The 17073-nt window shown below is 63.4% G+C and carries 19 protein-coding genes, 1 tRNA gene and 2 pseudogenes; 11 read left to right on the forward strand and 11 right to left on the reverse strand.

The features are described from left to right. Positions 1–110, reverse strand: a pseudogene (locus tag CA984_RS16335) (HTH domain-containing protein); the annotation flags it as partial. A gap of 126 nt (positions 111–236) precedes the next feature. On the opposite strand from CA984_RS16335, the gene CA984_RS47915 reads away from it, so the two are divergent. Beyond that, a complete protein-coding gene (locus CA984_RS47915; RefSeq protein ID WP_242675990.1) occupies positions 237–857 on the forward strand; it encodes a helix-turn-helix transcriptional regulator in 621 nt (206 codons plus the stop codon). Between the two features lie 225 nt (positions 858–1082). Here the strand turns inward: CA984_RS47915 and CA984_RS16345 are convergent. After that, a pseudogene (locus CA984_RS16345) lies at positions 1083–1334 on the reverse strand (Tn3 family transposase); the annotation flags it as partial. Between the two features lie 271 nt (positions 1335–1605). Beyond that, on the reverse strand, positions 1606–1860 hold the full coding sequence (locus CA984_RS16350) for a hypothetical protein (protein ID WP_086573052.1): 255 nt from the start codon (positions 1858–1860) through the stop codon (positions 1606–1608). A gap of 476 nt (positions 1861–2336) precedes the next feature. On the opposite strand from CA984_RS16350, the gene CA984_RS16355 reads away from it, so the two are divergent. Beyond that, positions 2337–2732, forward strand: coding sequence for a hypothetical protein (locus tag CA984_RS16355; protein ID WP_133061684.1), 396 nt, complete (start codon positions 2337–2339; stop codon positions 2730–2732). 304 nt (positions 2733–3036) lie between these two features. On the opposite strand, the gene CA984_RS16360 is transcribed toward CA984_RS16355, so the two are convergent. From CA984_RS16360 to CA984_RS16385, 5 genes are all read right to left on the reverse strand, one after another. Continuing rightward, positions 3037–3396, reverse strand: a complete 360-nt coding sequence (locus CA984_RS16360) for a hypothetical protein (RefSeq protein ID WP_086573058.1) — start codon at positions 3394–3396, stop codon at positions 3037–3039. 370 nt (positions 3397–3766) lie between these two features. Further along, positions 3767–4009, reverse strand: a complete 243-nt coding sequence (locus CA984_RS16365; protein WP_086573061.1) for a hypothetical protein — start codon at positions 4007–4009, stop codon at positions 3767–3769. Between the two features lie 1060 nt (positions 4010–5069). Then, positions 5070–6290: a sigma-70 RNA polymerase sigma factor region 4 domain-containing protein gene (locus CA984_RS16375; protein ID WP_242675988.1), complete on the reverse strand. Its 1221-nt coding sequence runs from the start codon at positions 6288–6290 to the stop codon at positions 5070–5072. Positions 6291–6555: 265 nt separating this feature from the next. Next, complete coding sequence (locus CA984_RS16380; RefSeq protein WP_086573066.1) at positions 6556–7149, reverse strand: hypothetical protein; 594 nt, start codon at positions 7147–7149, stop codon at positions 6556–6558. A 174-nt stretch (positions 7150–7323) separates the two neighbouring features. Beyond that, positions 7324–7896 carry a DUF6461 domain-containing protein gene (locus tag CA984_RS16385; protein WP_086573069.1) on the reverse strand — a complete coding sequence of 191 codons (573 nt, stop codon included), beginning with the start codon at positions 7894–7896 and terminating at the stop codon, positions 7324–7326. Between the two features lie 593 nt (positions 7897–8489). Between CA984_RS16385 and CA984_RS45490 the strand changes: the two genes are divergently transcribed. The 6 genes from CA984_RS45490 (at position 8490) to CA984_RS16415 (ending at position 13730) form a co-directional block, all read left to right on the forward strand. Further along, positions 8490–9749 carry a hypothetical protein gene (locus tag CA984_RS45490; protein WP_133061685.1) on the forward strand — a complete coding sequence of 420 codons (1260 nt, stop codon included), beginning with the start codon at positions 8490–8492 and terminating at the stop codon, positions 9747–9749. A 560-nt stretch (positions 9750–10309) separates the two neighbouring features. Further along, on the forward strand, positions 10310–11149 hold the full coding sequence (locus CA984_RS16395; RefSeq protein WP_165781277.1) for a helix-turn-helix domain-containing protein: 840 nt from the start codon (positions 10310–10312) through the stop codon (positions 11147–11149). Positions 11150–11246: 97 nt separating this feature from the next. Beyond that, complete coding sequence (locus tag CA984_RS16400) at positions 11247–11654, forward strand: ATP-binding protein (protein WP_086573077.1); 408 nt, start codon at positions 11247–11249, stop codon at positions 11652–11654. A gap of 17 nt (positions 11655–11671) precedes the next feature. Next, on the forward strand, positions 11672–11920 hold the full coding sequence (locus CA984_RS16405; protein WP_086573080.1) for a hypothetical protein: 249 nt from the start codon (positions 11672–11674) through the stop codon (positions 11918–11920). A 146-nt stretch (positions 11921–12066) separates the two neighbouring features. Beyond that, a complete protein-coding gene (locus CA984_RS16410; protein WP_086573084.1) occupies positions 12067–12906 on the forward strand; it encodes a sigma factor-like helix-turn-helix DNA-binding protein in 840 nt (279 codons plus the stop codon). 5 nt (positions 12907–12911) lie between these two features. Continuing rightward, a complete protein-coding gene (locus tag CA984_RS16415) occupies positions 12912–13730 on the forward strand; it encodes a protein phosphatase 2C domain-containing protein (RefSeq protein ID WP_086573087.1) in 819 nt (272 codons plus the stop codon). Between the two features lie 3 nt (positions 13731–13733). On the opposite strand, the gene CA984_RS16420 is transcribed toward CA984_RS16415, so the two are convergent. Next, positions 13734–14270: a hypothetical protein gene (locus CA984_RS16420; protein WP_086573090.1), complete on the reverse strand. Its 537-nt coding sequence runs from the start codon at positions 14268–14270 to the stop codon at positions 13734–13736. A gap of 294 nt (positions 14271–14564) precedes the next feature. Between CA984_RS16420 and CA984_RS49275 the strand changes: the two genes are divergently transcribed. After that, entirely contained in the window at positions 14565–14804 is a 240-nt protein-coding gene (locus CA984_RS49275) for a hypothetical protein (protein WP_086573092.1), read from the forward strand. A 128-nt stretch (positions 14805–14932) separates the two neighbouring features. Further along, positions 14933–15436 carry a GNAT family N-acetyltransferase gene (locus CA984_RS16430; RefSeq protein ID WP_086573095.1) on the forward strand — a complete coding sequence of 168 codons (504 nt, stop codon included), beginning with the start codon at positions 14933–14935 and terminating at the stop codon, positions 15434–15436. A 198-nt stretch (positions 15437–15634) separates the two neighbouring features. Here CA984_RS16430 and CA984_RS46210 read toward each other — a convergent pair. Beyond that, positions 15635–15727: transfer RNA gene (locus tag CA984_RS46210), tRNA-Ser, on the reverse strand. A 104-nt stretch (positions 15728–15831) separates the two neighbouring features. Continuing rightward, the gene (locus CA984_RS16435; RefSeq protein WP_086573097.1) at positions 15832–16044 is read right to left on the reverse strand and encodes a hypothetical protein; all 213 of its coding nucleotides are present in this window, start codon (positions 16042–16044) and stop codon (positions 15832–15834) included. 185 nt (positions 16045–16229) lie between these two features. Between CA984_RS16435 and CA984_RS16440 the strand changes: the two genes are divergently transcribed. Then, positions 16230–17057 (forward strand): hypothetical protein, encoded by an 828-nt coding sequence (locus tag CA984_RS16440; RefSeq protein WP_086573100.1) that lies wholly within the window; start codon positions 16230–16232, stop codon positions 17055–17057. Positions 17058–17073 lie beyond the last annotated feature (16 nt).

Here is a 17073-nt window from a genome sequence, read left to right on the forward strand (position 1 = left end):
GCCCCCAATCGGTAGCCCCCGATCGCGCCCATCGTGGCCTGAATCGGATAGCCGAGGTTGCGCAGCTTGTCGATGTCATAGCGGATCGTGCGCGGACTGACCTCCAGGCGCTGCCTCCCCTGCTGCTCGATGACGAGGAAGCCGTCGCGGTGGCCGTGGGCCTGCGCACTGCCGCCGGTGGCGCGGTCACGGGCATCGAGGAGACATCCGTGCGGGCGCTGGCCAAGCTGGAGCAGGTGCTCCCGTCACGGCTGCGCAACCGGGTCAACGCCCTGCACAGCCACACCACACCGATCACAGCGGCGAGTGCCCCCGTCGATGCCGAGACCCTCACCACGATCAGCGCCGCCTGCCGGGACCATCACCGGCTGCGCTTCGACTATCGCACGCATGCCGACGGTGATCAGGTCCGGGACGCCGAGCCGTACCAGCTCGTGCATATGAACCGACGCTGGTATCTGGTCGCCTGGGATGTGCACCGAGGGGACTGGCGGACGTTCCGGGCCGACCGGATGACGTTGCGGATCCCGCACGGCCCTCGCTTCACCCCCCGGGAGACGCCACCGCCCGACCTCGTCCCGCGGGGGGTGGACACGGCGCTCTTCCTTTACCGGGCGGAGGTGACCGTGCATGCCCCGGCCGACTCGATCAAGGTGCCCAGCGCGGTGCAGGTGGACCCGGTGGACGACAACACGTGCATCGTCCACGCGGGCGCCGACACCCCTCACCAACTCGCCCTGCACATCCTCATGCTCAACGCCGACTTCACGGTGGACGGACCGCCCGAGCTGTTGGAGGAGCTAAGGAAGATCTCCGCACGATGCACAGCCGCTGACCCCACGCAACCTTCTGCATAGAGGTCATGGCTCTCACCAGCCCCGGGCCGCGAACGGCACCCCCTACCTCCCTGCCTCCGGCCGCTGACCGATCCCTCGCCCGGCTGGTCGACCACGAGTCCGACCACCTGCACGGACGGCTCCAGACCGACGCATGCGCCCGGGCGTGGAGCCCGATCCCGGCCGAGGCCCACAAAGGGGCGCTGGCCGTGACCGGTCGCAGGCGTCATGGATGAGCAGCTCCCATCAGGCGGCCAGGCCCAGATCGAGATGGGCGTCCATGTCGATCTCGATCGACCCGTACAGGTTCGCGTGCGACCAGAACAGTGGCGACAAGGCGCGCCGGTCGGCGTCGGTGAGCTTGTCGGCCCACCCGGGGTCCTTGGGGATCGACTGGACCAGCAGCGTGTCGATAAACACCAGGGCGGACTGCAGCAGGCGCAGAGCGAGCATGGAGACCTCCTGGTTCTCCCGGTCGCTACCGGTCAGCACCCCGTCCTTGCCGTAGAAGCTGAGAGCCGCTCACGGTGGCGTACGGCTGCGCACCCCGGAAACGATCAACGGCGCCCGGCCCGGGGGAAATCCCTGGTCAGACGCCGTTCGCGGTGCTCAGCGGAGAGCGTGGGATTCGAACCCACGAGGAGCCGCAAAGCCCCTAGCGGTTTTCAAGAGGGCTGCCTCCCCAGCTGAGACAAGGTCTCTGACCAGGGCGGCAGCATCTTCCCGTACCTCGACCACCGAAGATCATCCCGCGCATATCCCGCAACGCCTATTCATCGACCTCGGCGTGCCTGGCACGCTCTCGCAGCCGGCGTAGGCGGCGGTCGTACTGACCGGCATAGGACCTCTCGGCTCTGTCGACCAACCGGTTCTGCGGGTCGGAGAAGCTTTCATACAGTTCGGTTTCGAACGGATCATGGTCGTACTCGATCAGCCGGGCCAGCACCTCACGGTCCTGCTCGATGGAACCTCGCGCCCGAACCTGTCCGCGCCACCTTTCCGCACTCGCTATGGCCTCGTCCACGCCTTGACCTTAACCGTGGCGCCAGGCGATAGGGCACCTACCCAAACCGCATTAGCAGCTTGGGCCGTGATCATTCCAGGACGTTCAACCTGGGCCGACGCCCGTGAACGGCCGTTCCTGAACCGGGCAACATGGCGCGGAACTGCAACCCAAACTGCAACCGCGCTCGACAGTCGCCACGCTTAACATCCTGCTTGCGAATCTGCCCGATCTTCAGATGGCGAGCTGGGCGGCGGGATGTCTGTGAGTGACCGTGAATCTCCCTCGTTGGTCGCCCTTGATGGCATGCCAACCGGCGTGCCATCACGCTCTCGAACTGGCACAGCGGATTATACAAAGCTTGGCCCCCGATGTTCTGCTGTCTAGCGTGGTGATGTACCCCTAGGATGCGAGCCTCGTCAACGTGACATGCACGTAGCTTTGGGGTGAATACTTGCTCTCTGTTCATGCTCTGATGCATTCAGTAGTGTCCGGGCGTGGCCAAACGAAAATCGGGATCACTCAGGAAGTACTGGGGTTACCTGCTCTTTGTGGTGGTGATCACAGGTTGGTTGACTCAATCAGTCGGCCCTGCGGGCTTGCTTGCTCTGTCCGGGTTGACCACGGTGTTCTTCCTCTTTCGCGTGCCGGTGTGGTGCGGCGCCCTCACGCGCGATAGAGAACCCTGCCGGAAAAACGCTCACGGCCTCCTGATGGGGTGCTCGTATCAGCAGCACAAGTGGCAGAAGCTGAAGTTCGCTGTGGTGCCGCCGAAGTGGCGTGAACTCAACCGAGGACTATGGGTTGCGCCAGAGAAGTCGGTGGCCACCACCGCTGCCTTCTGCGGCATGATCTCGGCCGTCGTCGCCACGATTGATCTCATTGCCAAATAGAGCAATCACACCTCCTAATGGAAGGGCGCATAACCGGGACCGCAAGCTGCTCGAGCGCCGACCTCAGCGTTGTGTGCGTGCTGGCCGCCATCACGTGCCACTTCAGTCAAGTCAACTACAATCTCCCGCGATTGCCCGCACCATCGGGCACGCAACGGGCACGACCTGACCTTCAAGACCGCTTCCTTATCAGGACCATCCCGGCCATGATCGGCGGCTCACAATCCGGTCTTGAGCAGTGCTGGACGGGTGTGGATGTGAGCTGTCGTGTGCCTCTGTTGCAGTACGCGTCCGCCGAGAGCCCTCACTGCCCGAAGGAGAACCGGAGCTGGGCATTGATCAGGAAGTTGAGCCGGTGACGCAGACGATCGATCACAGCCTGTTCCGGAGCTTCCGCAGGTGTCAGTAGCGTCCAGCGCAGGGAGCACCCGCCGTCCTCGGTCGGCCGGATGTCGAATCGGATCTCGTCGTCGGGCCTTTCCTGCCACAACGACGACCAGACCACGAGTTCCGGCTCCACCGCCCGGAGGATACGCGGCTCGACTTCATCGGAGTGCAGATCCAGCCACTGCCGTCCGCCAGGTCGCCGAGGGGCGGCCAGACTCTCCCACACGATGTGAGGCGGCGGCGGCTGCGTACGCTCCCGCGAACCCAACTCGATCATTTCCGCAGTTTAGAAGGACCCGGTCGGATCGGTCGTCACGCGGTCGCTGTTCACCAGTTTGGAAGATCTCAGTACGCGACCCTCTGAGCTGCTGCGTTCCAGGTCAGAGACGATTTCGCCTTGCCCGTGAGTCCCCGCGAGTCCCCCTTGCTCACCCTCCTGACGGGCACGGCACTGACGTCCCGACCCAAACCGCATTAGCAGCTCGGGGCGCCATCGTTCAGAACGGTCCCACCTGGACCAACGCCCGTCGGCGACCTTCTTGGAACGGACTGGTACGGCGGTGAACTGCAACCCAAACTGCAACCCCGTACAGGGTCTTCACCCTGCCTTCGGTCGCCGCGTCCTCCGGCGCTCACATCTGCGGATGTCACTCAGCCGGGTGGCGTTGCCTTTCCCTGATCTTCCGCACCAACCACACAACGAAGGCCACGAGTCCCAGCAGGACCAACAGGAAGAGCGAACCGATGAGTTCTATGGGTCGGCCACCCAGTACGTTCACCAGCCACGGCAGGTCGAACAGCGCGGATATCCCGAAGACCACACCGAACCCGATCAATCCTAAGATCATCGTGAAGGCGAACCCTGTAGCTGCTTCCCGCAGGCGGCCCATCCGGCACCTTTCGTCGTTTAACCTGATTCTGTCTGGTAACCGGTAAGGGTGCATGGCAGCCGGTAAGCAGGTTCGTGGTCGGAACCGAACGGGAGTAGCGACCCACAGAGTCAGCAGGGCGTCGGCGGCCGGCGAACCGCTGAAGTACAGCACGTGCTGTGTGACGGCTCGAACTCCTGACAGCCTGCTTGCAAAGACGTATGCCGATCATGCTCGACCTGCGAAGACGAAGATCACAGCATTGATCGCGTTCCCCGTGACTCCCCGCTGTTCCCCCTTGTTTCCCGTCCCATCGGGCACACGACGGGCACGACGGTCCGAGGCGGAAGAACGAAGCCCCGGACCGCCGATCACCTGATTCATGAAGCAAGGGTTAGGACTGTGCCCGAGCTAAGAAGTTAGCGATGGCCAGTGCGAGGGTCATGAAGCCTGCGAAGCCCCCCGCGCCGACAAGTACCGCAAGTGCGGTGGGAGTCCCTCCCATCCAGGCCAAAGCCCCCCCGACGATGCCAACAACGAAGCCTGCGGTAGCAATGACCGCCACCCAAAGGCCCTGACTGCTCCCCATTCGTTCTCCTTGTGTCGTGGCAGGGCGAGGTCGCGACCCTGCCGAACGGCACCGGACATCGATTGCTCATAGGCGCAGGCGCTGGCTAGTCTGCACGTGTAGGCACAGGTAGTTAGCGCCTGGATCCAAGCTCTGGTTCCGGTGTTTCTTACCGCTGGGACGGCTCGGAACCGCTGGTACCGGTTCCGAGCCCTCCGGTTCTTTCTGTCCAGCCCCCTCTTCGCAGAGGGGAAACCACAACATGTAGTGGATTTGAGCACCTTACCTACTACATGTTGGGGTAAACACTAGGAACGTCGCGCCCCGAACGCAACTAGGTGCGCTCCGTTCCCCTGGCTCTCTTACGTCTCTGGCATACCAACGCCCTCGAGACCGAGCAGAGGCGGGATGCAAGGGGTCCGACCGCGCCCCACGGTTGTGTCTGCACTAGACAGGCGAGTCCTGGTCTCCTGGCTACCGCGGGATCGCCTGATCAGGGCCAATGGAGTCAGGTCATGGAACTTCGAAGTACGCCGCTGCCTTCTTGCGGATTCGTGCTAGGCGTTTAGAGATCGGACTGTGGTTCTTGTAGCCCAGAATGCTGGCTACTTCACCAATCCTCGTAACGCCGCTGTGCAGTAGGATGACCACTTGGCGCTCACGCTCATCCAGTAGGGCGAGGAAGTCGGAGAACACCAGGTTGGCTTCCACTTCCGTCTCAGGACCCTGCACGGGGATAGTGTCAGTGAGTTCGACGAACCGGACCTTGATCTTGGAGCGCTTGTGATACAACTTGCGCTCGAAATCTTCCCGGGCATATGACCAATGCTCAGAGAAGTCATCCTCAACACGGTGGGAGCGCACAGCGTCGAGGATTCCCCGTAGCCGGCCATCAGCATCAGCTTGATCCACTGTCAGTCGCATGACCTCGGCCGCCTCCGCCTCCCCTCGCCAGAGGTCCGAGCCCATGCGAGGGCTGGCGGTCACCGCGCCCTCAAGCACCGTTCCATCATCCAGTGGTACAGCCTCCTCGGCGACGGTGGCATCTACCACGGGAAGAGCACGAAGGATCTCCTGGATGACGGCAGTTACAGGTGGGAGCCAAAAGTCCAGGTTGTGCGCTAGGAGCCGGATCGGGTCAGACGCGCTGAAGGCTCGCTGCGGTGAACCCGGTATGAGATGCCGCCACACTGCCGAGGCCCACGCATGGGATACGCGGTTTTCGAAGTCTGCTGGGAGATAGCGGTCAACCGATGTCGACTCGATGAGAAAAGGCCATTGGCCGCCTCGTAACAGGGGTAGGCCGTACCGCTCCAGGGTTGAGTGCGACAGCAAGTGGAACAAGGGTAGGTACTCGTAGTAGCGCGTGGTCGTCCTCGGCACGAATACGACATTCACGTCGCCACGATCAGCGATCTCGCGCATCGCGCCGGGAATCTCCTCTTCTGAGAAGAACCGGCGTCGAAACTGAGCGGCTTCCCACAGCATGTTCCACTTGGCGATGGCCAGCGGCACATCCCACTGCCTTTCACCGATGCCAGCACCAAGTAGAGGCAGGGTGACGTACTCGGGTGGAGCAGGTGCAAGGGGACGAACGATCCTCCTGTAGATAAAAGCCGCAGACCGGTTCCATGCCCGTGGGTACTCGTCCGCAGAGGCCGATAGGGGGGCGAAGAAGTCCTCGCGCTGAAATGCCTCGATCTCTTCGGCAGTGGGCTCGTGGTCGTCGGTCATCGGCAGTCCAGATCGGTGAGTCGTGTCAGCCATACCTATCTCACGACAGACAACGCCGTCTTCGTTCCGCTGACTGCCTGAAAGATTCACCCCAAGTGCGACCAGCTTCCCGGACACATGTTCAGCCAGGAGCCGCGGTACTCCGACCCAACCGCATTAGCAGCTCTGATCTCGCTCGTCCCGATCAGTTCCACCTGGACCAATGCGCTTCGTCGGTCCGTCTGGAACGGCATGGCACGGCGGTGGATTGCAACTAGAACTGCAACTAGGAGCTGGCTGCTACAGGGAGAATGACTTCTGTGACGCGGGCCGTACCGGTAGAGGGCCGCATCACGTGCATGGTGATCGCATCGCCCGGCTTCACGTGCCGCCAGTGCTCGAAGGTCAGCGGTAGCAGTCTCACCGGCCCGCACTCCCCAGGCTTCAAGGGGGCGCGGCCCTCGACCCAGAGTATGGCGATGCTGAGCAGGGGTTCACCCTCGGGCGTGAGATGGCCGATGTCCCACATGGGCCGAAGCACTGCATCAGGAGGAGCGGGCCTGGGCCAGCCCCCCTCCTCTGCGCTCATCAGACAGAGCTCGGCGAGAACGGCACCGTTGCGAGCCTCGCTGCTCCGCCATCCGTACCAGTAGGCGTCCTTGGCAAGCCACAACAGGCGAGCGGTGTCGGCCAGCAGCTCCCAGAACTGGGGCGGCTGAGGATGTGCGTCGCCGATCTCTTCGAGAAGGAGAAGGGCCGTTTCCCAGTCGTCATGCTCCAGGTACTTCAGCACGTCGGCCACATCGACGCCAGTCTCAGTCTGGATGTCGGCGGGACAGAGCCGGGCGGCTTTCAGAAGCGGGGAATCCTGGAAGTCCATGGAGCCCTTTTCGTCCTCTCAGCCGGACAGTTCGGAAGCGGGTGATGTGGAGTTGCTTGGACTGGGCAGGATCGCCCGACGAGCTGTCCGGCGGCGGCCTGAGTGTTCACCTCTACCGGCCCACTCGCTCTGAGCTGCGGCTTCAGGATGGAGAAGGCTCACTATCGGCCAACGTTACGACTTGGTTGGTACTGGGACGACGCCCCACATGAACGTGGAGCTCTTCAGTAGATGCTCCGTCACGCTGATCCCGGTCAGGTTCTCGACGAGTAGGAAAGCCGGCCCTTCGTAGAGCGGGGGAAACGATGGGTAGAGCCTGTCGATCTCCGCCATCGCGTCCACGAGTTCGTCCGGGATCTCCGTCGGATGTTCGGTATCGACTCCGGAGCAGAATCGGATCTCGCCGTTCTCACACCAGTAGAAGTAGTCCATGCCCTTGATGGCGAGTGCGGCTTGGGAGACGAGGCGGGTGCCCTGGGAGAGTTCAGTGATCACGTCTTCGCAGGTGCCGAGCCAGTCAGGGTCGAAAACGAACGTCCAATCGCCGATGGAGGTGACGCCGAGAGGCTCCCCAGAACGTGGGTAGTGATCCGGGTCGTCGGGGAAGGGGCCCGGCGTGAAGTCCTCCCATCGACCGCCGAGGCGGGCAACCACCTGCTCAGGCGTGGCACGGATGTAGATGAAGCTGTAGCACTCCTCGGAGTATTCGCCGCAGAGCCATGAGATATCGAGGGGCTGCATAGTCATGTCGTCATGCTGCCAGCCGCCACCGACAGGCGCAGAACCCGGTCGTCACAGGATGATGGGGCTGGGCGCAATGCGGCGTGACGCACCTTGGCCAGCGTGAACTCAGGATTTTAGTGATCAGTGAGCTTTTTCATCTTCCCAGCCGGACAGCTCGGGAGCTGGTGATGTGGAGTTGCTTGGACTGGGCAGGATCGCCCGACGACCTGCCCAGCGGCGGCCTGAGTGCTCACCTCTATCAGTTCACCCACTCTGAGCTGCGACTTCAGGATGAAGAGGCTTCACGGTCTGATTGTGCCTGGCCACGGCGGTAATCCTCAGCTCAGGCACCTTATGATCCACAATTCCCCGAACGGCTTCCGTTCAGCTCGATCGATGTCGTACGCCTTCTTTAGTTCCCAGTGTCAGAGCGTCGACGGTTTTACAGCGGGCCGACGTTCCTGACCGCATCATGCCCCTGACCTCGGTGTACGACTCTCGCCCTCTCCCGACCAGGGAAGATCATCCCGGATATATCACGCGAGGCATGGCGACCCGCTGGCACGATCTTGTCAGGGCCGGGCGGTAGCGTCATTGACGAGCTCACGAGGAAATGGATGAACATGGCTGAGAGACCTCCAGTCAGCGAACATCGCAAGATCGGCCGTAAGATGGCGGCGCTCGCAGGAACTATGGGCAGTGAGATCGCAAAGTCCTTCCGGCAATCGGGCATCCCAGCCTACGACAAGGGATTTATCAGCGCGTTGGGGCAGCCGTTCGGGCGGTGGGACAGCGAAGCGGATGCTGTGCTTTGGTATCTGCTGCGACTCTTCATTACTGGTGACCTGCTCCTTGGTCATATTCCGCTTGATGCAGGTCCTGGGCGCGACAAGGAACGGCGCCGCAATCAAGAGCTTCTCGACGAGCTACTCTCCCCCCACGACATTCTTCTCTGCGTTGACCAGGAGCAGCAGGGTGCTGGCTACGATGGCCATGTTCATCTACACAAAGGATGGAAAGTCGAGCGGATATGGTTTCACATCGAGAAGCAAGATAAACTCCGTTTCCAATACGACCTGGAAGCAGTTGGCCCGCTAGCCGAAGATGAAATCCTCCCACTGGAGATCGGTTACACGGACCCGACACGAACCTTCACACACCTAAGCGAGTACGGGGCGGTTGTTCGGTGGCCCTACGACAGCGACGGGTTGTACTTGCTAGTACTCCGAGAAGGAAGAGAGGCAGATCTTCAAGCAGTATTTGAGAAAGATTGGAAATCGATGCCCAAGGGCACCCATGTGCCCACAATTCACACGGCGTTGATGCTATGGCTCTATAAAGTCCAGGTGAACCACTACACGCAAGTCCACGACGTCGAAATAGACGATATCAATGTCGCGACGATGGCAGCAGCCCTTGCCGTTCTGAGGGTTCCGATCGCAATGTTCATACACGTCACCGGCGAAGACATCGAGAGTCCCGACATTCGCATTCTTACCGAGGATCGTTGGATGAAGATTACCGGTAGAGGGATCACCGTTTACGCCAAGAACGTCTCACAAGAGGAGGACTGTGTAGAACCGTGGACTTTGATAACACAGGATTCCTCGATGCCATACGGCCGGCTAAGAACGAGGATAGAAATTGAGGTCGGCTCAAATGGGGCTATGATCGCGGTCCCTCCCCAGCGTGTCACAGAGCTTCTGCGTATCGCGAATGGATCCTACAGCGTGGAAGATATGCCCATGTTGCTTGGTGCGATGGACGCGCTGGAAACAAACGGGATAGGTATAGGCACCTATGCAAACTCTGGGAAGAGCCAGCGTTCAAGTAACAAGTCCGGCCCAGGCGCTAATGAAGACAGTGTGGGACAGTGATCGAACCGCGCTGGCTAGCCTGACGCCCGCGAGGGTTCTGAGTCCGCGGTTAAGGCCGGTTGCACTGGCCCTACTCAACTCCTCATATCTCTCTTAAGAGGAACAGATGGTGGCCTAGAACCTGCGGAAGGTCACGCATGCAAGTCGAACTGGCCCCTGCGTCCGGTCATAGGCATCTTCGTGTGCCGAGAATGGCGACGGCGATCAGCCATGTAATCCGGTGATCCAGGGTGAGGAACGAGCCCTGGATCGTCGATCGCCCCCAACCATGTACGGCGACTGGCCACGACCTGGCGATCGTAAGGGCTGTATCTGTGCCGCGGCGTGGCAACCCGGGTCGGAGCATCCGGCTAGTACGGCGAGGCCGACGTGCGGGGCCCGGCCCGGTGTCCCGCCGCCGTCCGGGACCGGCCCCCAGGCCGCACGCCCGGATGGCGGGCGGGCGGAGGGCCGGGGGTACGGCGGCGCGCCGCGCCGCCGCTTGATCTCCATAAGAACAATTCGGCAGTGATCCGGGATGGGCTGCGCTCGATGTGTGAGCGGCTGGTAGAACGCTGGATGTGGAGGATCGACGGGATCGCCTGCGGGCGCTGGGTGAGTTGCTGCGTCGGCTGCGTAAGGATGCCGGGCTGACCGGCAAGGATCTGGCGTTGCGGGCTGGGGTGGCCCAGCCGACGATCTCTCGGATCGAGACGGGGCAGCTTCTTCCGGTCCCGGAGACGGTTGATCGGCTCGTCGAAGCACTGGGCCTGGATGACGCGGGCCGCGGGGAGTTGGACGCTCTGCTCGTACGGCTACGCGATGAGGTCTCCCGTCTCAAGGGTGGGCTGGCCGGCCGAGAGGCGGCCAATGCTGCTCGGCTCCGTTCGGCTCGTCGGGTGGTGTCGTTTCAATCGGCAATGGTCCCGGCGTTGCTCCAGACGGCGGAGTATGCGCGGCTTGCCTTGGCTTTCGGCCGGGATGTCGATGAGGAAGATGCGGCCAAGGCTGCGGCGGTCCGGGTGGAGGGGCAAGCTGTCCTGTTCGAGTCGGGGCGTGAGTTCTCGTTCGTGCTGACGGAGGGGGCGGTTCGGACGTGGCCGGGGTCGCCGGCGTTGATGCGGGCGCAGCTTGATCGGCTGGTTCAGGTCTCGACGCTTCCCCATGTGGGACTCGGGGTGGTGCCGTGGTCGACAGAGACGCCGGGGTTCCCGCTACACGGGTTCACGATCTATGACGGGTCGGTGAGCGTGGTGGAGAGCCTGACCGGTGATCTCATGCTGAGCGAGCCGGGAGAGGTGGCCGCGCATGGGGAGACCTTCGAGGCGTTCGCGGCGGCTGCTGTGTACGGCGAGGGACTGCGGGATCTTCTGGGGCAGATCGGTGCCGACTATGAGGAGTTGGCCACCCGCCTGAGCTAAGTGACGTATTTATACGTCGAATAGCTTGAGTGTCTTCTAAGGTCACTCATACGCTGACGGCATGCATGTATAGTCCCCTAGACATCGGAGTTCCCCCATGTCGCCGTCACGCGTCTCCCGCACCTTCCTCGGCTCCCCCGCCTCGATCACCGAAGCCCGCCGGTTCATCACCGTGTTTCTCCGCAACTGGCCATGCGTGGACGACGCCGAGCTCATCGTCAGTGAACTGGCCACGAACGCGGTCCGCCACTCCGACAGCGGCCGATTCGGGGGCCGCTTCACCGTCTCCATCGAGGCGGACAGAAGCCGGATGTGGCTCAGCGTCCTGGACGAGGGCGGTCCCCTCTCCCCTCGGGTGCTCCCGCCTCTCGCGAGCGGAGAGAACGGGCGGGGATTGGTGCTGGTCAACGAACTGGCGGCGGCCTGGGGAATCACCGGCGACGACAGAGGCCGCATCGTCTGGGCCGTCCTGGAGGCGCTTCCCGAAGCGGCGACACGTCGGTGAGCTGCATAGCCCCTCACGTGGCACCGCTCCAGGCGACCCATGAACGGCTGACCTGGCTGAACCCGCGCGACGACGACCGCTACCGGCTGGTCGCCTGGACCTGCGACTGCCGGGCGGTCGTCTACGAGCTGCGCAGTTCGGGCGGGGTCTTCTTCGTCCACCGGATCGTCCAGGGCAGGCCGCGCACCATTACCGAGACCGGCCGGACTCGCGCGGCCGAAGCGCACAAACTTTGGATGGCCATCCTGCTGGGCCAGGCGCGATGACGAGAGGCGTACCGCGACGGCGCTCGGCGATCCGCGCAGTTCACCCGAAAACCGGCGAACCACTCACATCCATACCGTCAAGGGGGATAGACGACATTTCGTCTAGGGGTCTAGACTCGGTTGAGCACCACCGAGGGAGAACCACCGTGCCATCGAGTGACCTTGAGCGGATCGCCGCCATCGACAACCCGTACGTGTTGATCCGAGCCGCCACCGAACGGCTCAGCGCCGCACAACAGGAGGTCACCGAGCTGGCCCGGATGCGTCGACGCGTCATCCAGGAGCTGCACGCCCAAGGTATCTCCTACGCGCAGATCGCCGAACAGGCCGGCCTGTCACGCGGGCGTATCCACCAGATCAAGCACACCGGCCCCGCCCCCGAGGGCGCCTTCCTCGGCACCGGCACGATCACCCTGGCCACCCCGCTCAAGCGCGAGGCCAACAACGCCCGGCCCGTGGTCGCCATGGAAGACGTCACCGCCGCCAAGCGCCTGGAAGACCTGGCCCGCGGCTTCGACCTGGCGCTCAACCTCGAACACGTCCCGCTCGGCGGCGAGATCGACCTGAACCGGCCCAACCTCATCATCATCTGCGGGCCGAAGCTGTCGCCGGTCATGGGCGCGCTGTATGAATCCGACCCGGTCCTGGAGTGGATCAAGGACGGTGCGTGGACCCTGCGAGACCGCCGCACGGGGGACAGCTACCGCTCGGGCGAGGACTCCGACCCGGCGCGCCCGGTCGACTACGCCTACCTCGGGCGACTGGCCCGCCCCGACGGCAACGGCAACCTTCTGGTCTTCACCGGCATCCACCCCCAAGGCACCCTCGGCGTGGTCGATCTGCTCACCTCCGAGATCGCCACCCTGTGGGGGCAGGTCGGCGAAAACCGCTTTTCCACCGTGGTGGGGGTGGAATACGACCCGGCGACCGGGGAACCGGTCAGAGCGGAACTGGCCAGCCCGCTCTACCGGCACGAGGAGACCTGACCCCGATGCGCGTCACCTTCGCCACCGAAGCGGCCCCCGGCCGTCCGAATGAGGACTTCGTCGGCGCCACCCCGGACGCGCTCGTCCTGCTCGACGGCGCCGGCACCCCGCCCGGCTCGGAATCCGGCTGCGTTCACGGTGTCGCCTGGTACGCGCGCTCCCTCGGCTCCACCCTCATCGCCGGCCTGGCCCAGGACGGCAAGCCGTTGACGGAGATCCTGGCCGAGGGCATCAAGGCCGTGGCCTCCCTGCACGACTTCGTCTGCGACCTGACCCATCCCGGCTCGCCCTCGGCCACCGTGGTCATGCTCCGCCGTACGGCCGACGCCCTCGACTTCCTCGTCCTGGCCGACTCCGTCCTCATCCTCGACGTGATCGGTACGGCGGAGCCGATGGTCATCTGCGACGACCGGGAGGCCCAGGTCGGCGCGACCTACCGGACGGCCATGGACGCGCTCGCCTCCGGCAGCCCCGGGCACGTCTCAGCCCATCGGGCGTATGTGGAGACCCTGCGCGATCACCGCAACCGCGACGGCGGGTTCTGGGTCGCCGCCGTCGACCCCCTCGCCGCCGAACAGGCCCTCACCGGCACCGTCCCCACCGACCGCGTGCGCGCCGCCGCGCTGCTCAGCGACGGAGCCTCCCGCCTCGTCGACCGCTTCGCCCTGGCCACCTGGCGCCAAGCCCTCGACCTGCTCGACGACTCCGGCCCCGAAGAGCTGATCCGTCAGGTGCGGGAGGCTGAGCACAGCGATCCGGACGGCTCTCAGTGGCCCCGCGGGAAGGCGTTCGACGACGCCACGGCCGCCCATTGCCGCATCTGACCCCTACTCCACCCACCACCAGCCGTCCCCGAGGTCATGAACAGGACCACCCACAGAGCCAGCGGAGGTCTGGAGCGACGTTTTGGAAACCGGCAGGTAGGCGATCCCTGCTCCGGACTCCCCGCGCCATTGGTCTAGAACCACGGGGAGATAGATAGCATCGCCCTGCTTCTGAACCTCACCATCTACCGACAGGTACCTCATCCACCACGGCACGACCAGTGGCCGATGATTTTCATGAGCGATGGCGAGCTGGGCAAACGTGTCTCGATGTAGCGCGAAGAAGCTCTCCACGTAGAGGGCGTTCCAATTCGTCGTCCAGACGACAGCCCAGGTGATCGCTATAGCGACCGATGCGGCAACGCACCGGCCGTACGCCTTCCTCGATAAGTAGGACATCACTGCCTTTACGGACTGAACGATCGCCCACAGCCAGACCACCAGGATCGCCATCCAGCTGAGAGGCAAGTTCACCCTGGTCGCCGGGATCCAGAGGACTTCAAGGCCGACCAACAAGGCCCACGCGAACAGCGCAAGCACAGACGGGCGCCTGATCCACCTCGGCGATCCCTTGAGAGAAGAAGCTGTCACACTCGCAGTTTCATTGAGCTGGCAAGCGAAGGCCGCCCCCCACCGCACATAACGACATTATCTTCACATTTCCTCCACAAAGCCTCTTTGTTTCGCTCATCTAAAGCATTTTTACTTCATCGCGTTTACCCTCCTAGACAGTTGGGGCAGACTCCGGATATCTGCGCTTGCATAGCCCCCTAGACACCTCACTTCTGCGGATCGGTCGCGACTGTCTAAGGGGATGGACGAAAGGTAGAGCCCATGGCTATCCAAGGCCCCATCCCCATCGGCTTCGACCAGGTCTTCCCGCACGGCTGCTACATCGTCGGCGAGGTCGAGCAAGTCAAGGTCTCCCTCTGGCTCAACGCGGGCGTTGCCGCTCCTGACGTGGCCGAGCGGGCAGGCCATGGGGTGGACGTACTGCTCAAGGTCTACGCCAAGTGCATCGACGGCGGCATGGAGATCGCTAACCGGCGGATCGAGGATGCGCTGGCGGCGTGAGCGGAGACGCGAAGGGACCTCGGGTAGTACCGGGGTCCCTTCACTCTTTCTGGTGCGACGGCTGTTCATCGAAGGCCGACCTGTCGGGATGATCTCCGAGAAGGAGAGCCGTGGGACAACATGGTCCTGTGGAACCGATCATCATGCGGCGCTTCGCCGACAGCGACTCAGTGGAAGAGCTCACCACGTTCCTGCACCGCGCGTATGCGGATCACGCAGCCGCCGGACTCGTCTTCTTCGCCTCCTACCAGGCTCCTGAAGACACACTGAACCGCCTGGACAAAGGGGAGTGCTGGATCGCCCTGGAGCAGGAGGCGATCATCGGAAGCGTCACGGTGACAGGGGCGTACGACACTCCACCTGGCTACCCTTCATCCACCGATGCGGGATCCTTCTGGCAGCTCGCAGTGGATCCAGCCCGACGAGGAACAGGCCTGGGACATCGTCTCCTGGCCTTGGCTGAGACTCGCATCGCCACTCTGGGTGCATCAAGGGTGGTGATCGACACTTCCTCGCAGGCCACCGATCTCATCACCTGGTACAGGCACCACGGCTACACATCGATCGGAACGTGGAAGTGGGACGTCACCAACTACGACAGCGTCGTTCTGGCCAAGAACCTCGTCGCTTGAGCCTGTCCCTTGCACGACAAGGTCTCAAGCCACCATCCAGGGGCAGCCACCTGGGGAAACGCGACCAACATCATTCCGCGTATATTCCGCGAACACCGGCCGAGAGCCGCTCACGGTGACGTACGGCTGCGCATCCCGGAAACGATCAACGGCGCCCGGTCCGAGGGAAATCCCTGGTCAGACGCCGTTTCGCAAGCCTGGCGGAGAGCGTGGGATTCGAACCCACGAGGAGCCGCAAAGCCCCTAGCGGTTTTCAAGACACCTGACCATTACGTTGGTGACCGTTGGTCACTATTGACTGTTTTCGGCTGCGCTGGTGACACGGGCCGTGGAGCGTTGGCTAACGACAATGATCATCGGTCACATTCGGTCCTGTTGTTCCCAACCTGTTCCCATCAGTCACCCGCCTTGCCGTCGCGGATCTGCGCAACGTACTCGCGGGTCCAACGTGCGCGCCTGGTGACTTCGGTGAGCAGCCCCCGCTTTGGGGGCTCGCCTCGGTTCTCGGGGAACACCGCTCGGATCTCGGCGAACAGTTCAGCGCGTATGGCGTCGAGTTGGTCGCGGAGCTCCGCGATGCGATTCAAACGCTCTTCATCAGTGGTCACGGACTCATGCTGTCACAACTTTGTATGCCAAGAAAGTAGGCCAAGAGTATTGACCGACAATCTCCCCGTGGCTAACGTACAGACTGTTGGCAAACAAAGTTGGCAATAAGCGAGGCGGCCCCGGCCGGTGTGCAACCACCGCCCGAGGCCTAGATCACCACCTGCACGAACAGGAAGTAGATCCAATGCCCAACCTTAGCGACATCATCAGGCCCACTGACGACCAGCTCGACGGCATCGCCTGTATCCGCTGCAGCGCCACCGACGCCCCGATGATCCCCGCCGGGTCCGGCGAGCGCGGGCAGCTCTTCGAGTGCTCGACCCACACCGCCGTACCGGCCGGCCGCGAGTACGGGGTGCGCGGCACCGTCGACACCGCCGAGGGCCGCCAGGTCCGCACCTACACCGGCCGCCGCCTCGACCAGGCCACCGCCGCCTCGATGCTGAAAGAGCTGCAGGACGCTCAGCAGCGCGAGGGCATCACGGCGGACGCGGTCATCGTCTCCCGTGACCCGGGCGGCGCGTGGACCGCGATCGAGCTCCCCCACAGCGAAGACAAGACGGTCGAGGTCCTCGCCGATGCGGGCGCCGCACTGTCCGACCTTGAGGTCCGCGTCTGCTACGTCTCCGGTTACCTGTCGGCGGTGACGATGCTCGCCGAGCAGATGCGCACCGCTGGAGTCGACGCCCCGATCTGGGAGGAGTACCGGGCCAGTCTCCTCAATGAGGACGAGCGGGAGGAGATCATCCACGCCGTGAAGATGGTCATCCGCCGGCGCCGCGGCGAGGAGATCCGCGAGAACGTCGCGTTTGAACTGGCGATGCGCGCCGGGATGCTGTGCGGCGTCGAGCTGGCCACGACCTTCGACGGCGACACCGTGGCGGAGGTGGCCTACAACGCGGCCCGTGAGTGCATGTCCGAGTCCGAGGTGTCCGCCATGGCCGCGACGGTCGAGGACATCATCGTCAGCCGCCAGAGCGCCGAACCGGCCGCAACCACTGACCTCTCTTAGCAGTACGGCCACGGCC

It is taken from the genome of Streptosporangium minutum (assembly GCF_002149035.1).
GTDB lineage: Bacteria > Actinomycetota > Actinomycetes > Streptosporangiales > Streptosporangiaceae > Streptosporangium > Streptosporangium minutum.

Coding starts and splice junctions, on each gene's coding strand:
- CA984_RS16360 (WP_086573058.1), bottom strand. CDS start 3,396: ATGATCGAGTTGGGTTCGCGGGAGCGTACGCAGCCGCCGCCGCCTCAC.
- CA984_RS16365 (WP_086573061.1), bottom strand. CDS start 4,009: ATGGGCCGCCTGCGGGAAGCAGCTACAGGGTTCGCCTTCACGATGATC.
- CA984_RS16375 (WP_242675988.1), bottom strand. CDS start 6,290: ATGACCGACGACCACGAGCCCACTGCCGAAGAGATCGAGGCATTTCAG.
- CA984_RS16380 (WP_086573066.1), bottom strand. CDS start 7,149: ATGGACTTCCAGGATTCCCCGCTTCTGAAAGCCGCCCGGCTCTGTCCC.
- CA984_RS16385 (WP_086573069.1), bottom strand. CDS start 7,896: ATGACTATGCAGCCCCTCGATATCTCATGGCTCTGCGGCGAATACTCC.
- CA984_RS45490 (WP_133061685.1), top strand. CDS start 8,490: ATGAACATGGCTGAGAGACCTCCAGTCAGCGAACATCGCAAGATCGGC.
- CA984_RS16400 (WP_086573077.1), top strand. CDS start 11,247: ATGTCGCCGTCACGCGTCTCCCGCACCTTCCTCGGCTCCCCCGCCTCG.
- CA984_RS16415 (WP_086573087.1), top strand. CDS start 12,912: ATGCGCGTCACCTTCGCCACCGAAGCGGCCCCCGGCCGTCCGAATGAG.
- CA984_RS49275 (WP_086573092.1), top strand. CDS start 14,565: ATGGCTATCCAAGGCCCCATCCCCATCGGCTTCGACCAGGTCTTCCCG.
- CA984_RS16440 (WP_086573100.1), top strand. CDS start 16,230: ATGCCCAACCTTAGCGACATCATCAGGCCCACTGACGACCAGCTCGAC.